At 75.1% G+C, this 2,809-nt stretch carries 3 protein-coding genes; 2 read left to right on the top strand and 1 reads right to left on the bottom strand.

The window, feature by feature from the left end; genetic code table 11:
• Nucleotides 1-300, top strand: a 300-nt coding sequence (locus AB0J52_RS34910; protein ID WP_500187171.1) for a hypothetical protein, incomplete at its 5' end; no start/stop codon positions are given.
• 134 nt (nucleotides 301-434) lie between these two features.
• Nucleotides 435-1,115: a DUF4328 domain-containing protein gene (locus AB0J52_RS34905; protein ID WP_500187170.1), complete on the top strand. Its 681-nt coding sequence runs from the start codon at nucleotides 435-437 to the stop codon at nucleotides 1,113-1,115.
• A gap of 12 nt (nucleotides 1,116-1,127) precedes the next feature.
• Here AB0J52_RS34905 and AB0J52_RS34900 read toward each other — a convergent pair.
• Nucleotides 1,128-2,809, bottom strand: a 1,682-nt coding sequence (locus AB0J52_RS34900; RefSeq protein ID WP_500187169.1) for a helix-hairpin-helix domain-containing protein, incomplete at its 5' end; no start/stop codon positions are given.

Below are 2,809 nucleotides of genomic sequence, written 5' to 3'. Positions count from 1 at the left end.
GCCCTCGGCTGGGGCGCGGTCCTGGCCCTGCTGCGCCGCGCCGGCGCGGACGGCACGGCGGTGTTCCTGCACGCGATCACCCCGGTGACGCTGGTGCTCGGCTTCGCCTTCACCGGCTTCGGCTCCGCGTTCGCGACGGTGTTCATGGCCGTGCAGTGGTGGACGCTGATCGTCGCGACCGGAGGACGCCTGGACCGGATCCTGCGCGGCGGGCCGACCGCGCTCGGCACGGCCGCGCTCTGGCTCGCGCTGACCCTCGGGGCGGCCTACGCCGTCACCCGCGCCGTCCTCTGGCAGTGACCCACACCCCGCTCCTCCCGGTGACAGATGTCGGGCCCGTGCGGTTGACCGTGCTCGGCCCACGGCGCGCGGCGCGGGTCAAAGGTACGTAGTATCCGAGGCAATGGACTAGAAAGTCCTCGGAGGTGTCCCCCATGCCGTGTGCGCTGTGCGGCGACATCGTCCCGGCGGACGTCGCGCGCTGCCCGGCCTGCGGAGCATGGGCCAGGCGCAGGGACTTCCGGGCCGTCGGGGTCGCGGTGTTCATGCTGCTGGGCTTCCACGCGTTCCTCGCGCTGGGCGCCGGGATCAGCCTGGTCCGGATGTCCCATCCGCTGCGGACGGCCACCCAGGACGGCTACGACCCGGCCTCGACCCGGCACTCCCTGCTCCCGTTCTCCGACCTGTTCGTCATCTGCGCGGTGCTCGCCGCCGTCACCGGGGTCATGTTCGTCTCATGGCTGTGGCGGGCCTACACCCAGTCGCCCGGCCCGCACCGGCACCGCCGGGGCTGGGTGGTGTTCGGCTGGCTCGTCCCGGTGGCGAACCTGTGGGTGCCGCCGCGCCTGCTGTACGACGTCCTGGTGACCACCGGCCGCTACCGGATGTCGCAGCGGCACGCCGCCGGGGGCCTGATCGGCGCGTGGTGGCTGAGCGTCCTGCTCGCCCTGCTGCTGTCCCGGTCGTTCGCGCGCGGCGGGGCCGACTCGCTCGCCGACGCGCGCCTCACCGTCCACCTGGGCGTGGCGGCGGCCGCCTTCCAGGCCCTCGCGGCGACCCTCGCGATGAGCGTCGTCTACCAGGTGACCCGCCTCCAGATCGCCCGCCCCGACTAAGGAGACGACCGGTCAAGGGTCGGTCGGGCCGGAGCTGCCCTGGCTGGTGTGCCAGAGGCGGGCCGCGGGCGGACGCCTGACCTGCGGGCCCGCGTGGCCGACGTCGGCGTACGGGCTGGCCGCGAACCCCGAGGCGTAGGTCGTCCGGCGGCCGATCGGACGGCCCCGGGGCGGCCCGGACGCCGCCATGAGCCGCCGGACGGCCCCGATCCCGCCCTCGCGCCACGCCGCGTCCAGCACGCCGAGGTCCCAGCACTCGGACGCGGTCAGCGACGCGGCGCGGAAGCCCGGCTTGTGCACGCGGCCGCGCGCGAGCAGCAGCCACGAGCCGAACACCGTGGCGGCGCAGCGGTCCTGGACGGACTCGAAGAAGGTCAGGTCGACCGGGCCGGTCGCGTCGTCCAGGGTCGCGAAGATCACCCGCTGCCCGGACCGGACGGCCGGGGTCTGCGTCGCCACCTTCACCCCCGCGACCAGCACCTCCTCCCCCTTGTCCCGGTCCGGCAGGTCGCGGGCCGGGACCACGCCGAGCGCGCGCAGCAGGTCGCCGTAGAAGCTGATCACGTGCCGGCTGACGTCCATGCCGAGGATGTCGAGCTCGGCCTCCACGATCTCCGACGGCGCCATCGGCGGCAGCTCGCCCAGCGGGACGTCCTCCAGCATCCCCGGCTCGGGCGTCCCGAGACCCCCGCCGCCGTGCCCATCGTCGCCGTCGGGCGCGTCGCCGAGCGGGAGCTGGCCCTCGACCAGCCCGGCGGACGGCCGCACCGAGGACGCCCGGTCGAGCGCGCCGACCCGGCACAGCAGGTCGCGGCGGCCGACCGGGGTGCCGCGGTACAGCGCGTCGAACCCGCCCGCGAGGACGAGCCGCTCCACGGTCGGCCGGGACGCGTGGGCCCGCCGCCAGAAGTCGCCGAGCGAGGCGTACGGGCGGCGCGCGACGATCCGCTCGACCTCGGACTCGCCGATCCCCCGGACCTCGGTGAGCGCCACCCGGATCCCGCCGTCCTCGACCCGCCAGAGCGCCGCCGACCGGTTGACGTCCAGCGGCAGGATCGGCACGCCGAAGTGCCGCGCGTCGTCCAGGATGACCCGCTTCGGGTACATGCCGGGGTCGTGGGTGAGGACCCCGGCGAAGAACGCGGCCGTGTGGTGCCGTTTCAGCCACGCCGACTGGTAGGTGGGCAGCGCGAACGACGCGGCGTGCGCCTTGCAGAACCCGAACGCGCCGAACGCGGCGAGCGTCCGCCAGACCCGCTCGACCGTCGCGGCGTCGTACCCGCGCGCGTCCGCCCGCTCCCGGAACCACGTCCCGACCGCCTCCAGGCCCTCCGCGCTGGACATCCGGCGGCGCATGCCCTCGGCGTCGGACAGGCCGCACCCGGTCATGACGTCCAGGACGCGGAGCACCTGCTCGTGCCAGACGACGACGCCCTGGGTCTCGCGCAGCACCGGCTCCAGGTCGGGGTGCGGGAAGACCGCCGGGCGGCGGCCGTGCCGGGCGTCCAGGAACGGATTCACCATGTCCGAGCCGACCGGCCCGGGACGGAACAGGGAGATGTCCACGACCAGGTCGCCGACCGTGCGCGGCAGCAGCTTGGCGACCAGCTCGCGCTGGCCGGGCGACTCGATCTGGAAGCAGCCGAGCGTCCGCGCGGCGCGGACCATCGCGAACGTCGGCCCGTCGTCGCGCG

The sequence above is a fragment of the Spirillospora sp. NPDC049652 genome (assembly GCF_040675125.1).
Classification (GTDB): Bacteria; Actinomycetota; Actinomycetes; order Streptosporangiales; family Streptosporangiaceae; genus Spirillospora.
The sequence above is the reverse complement of the archived record's forward strand: the minus strand, read 5'-3'. Positions and strand labels throughout refer to the sequence as shown.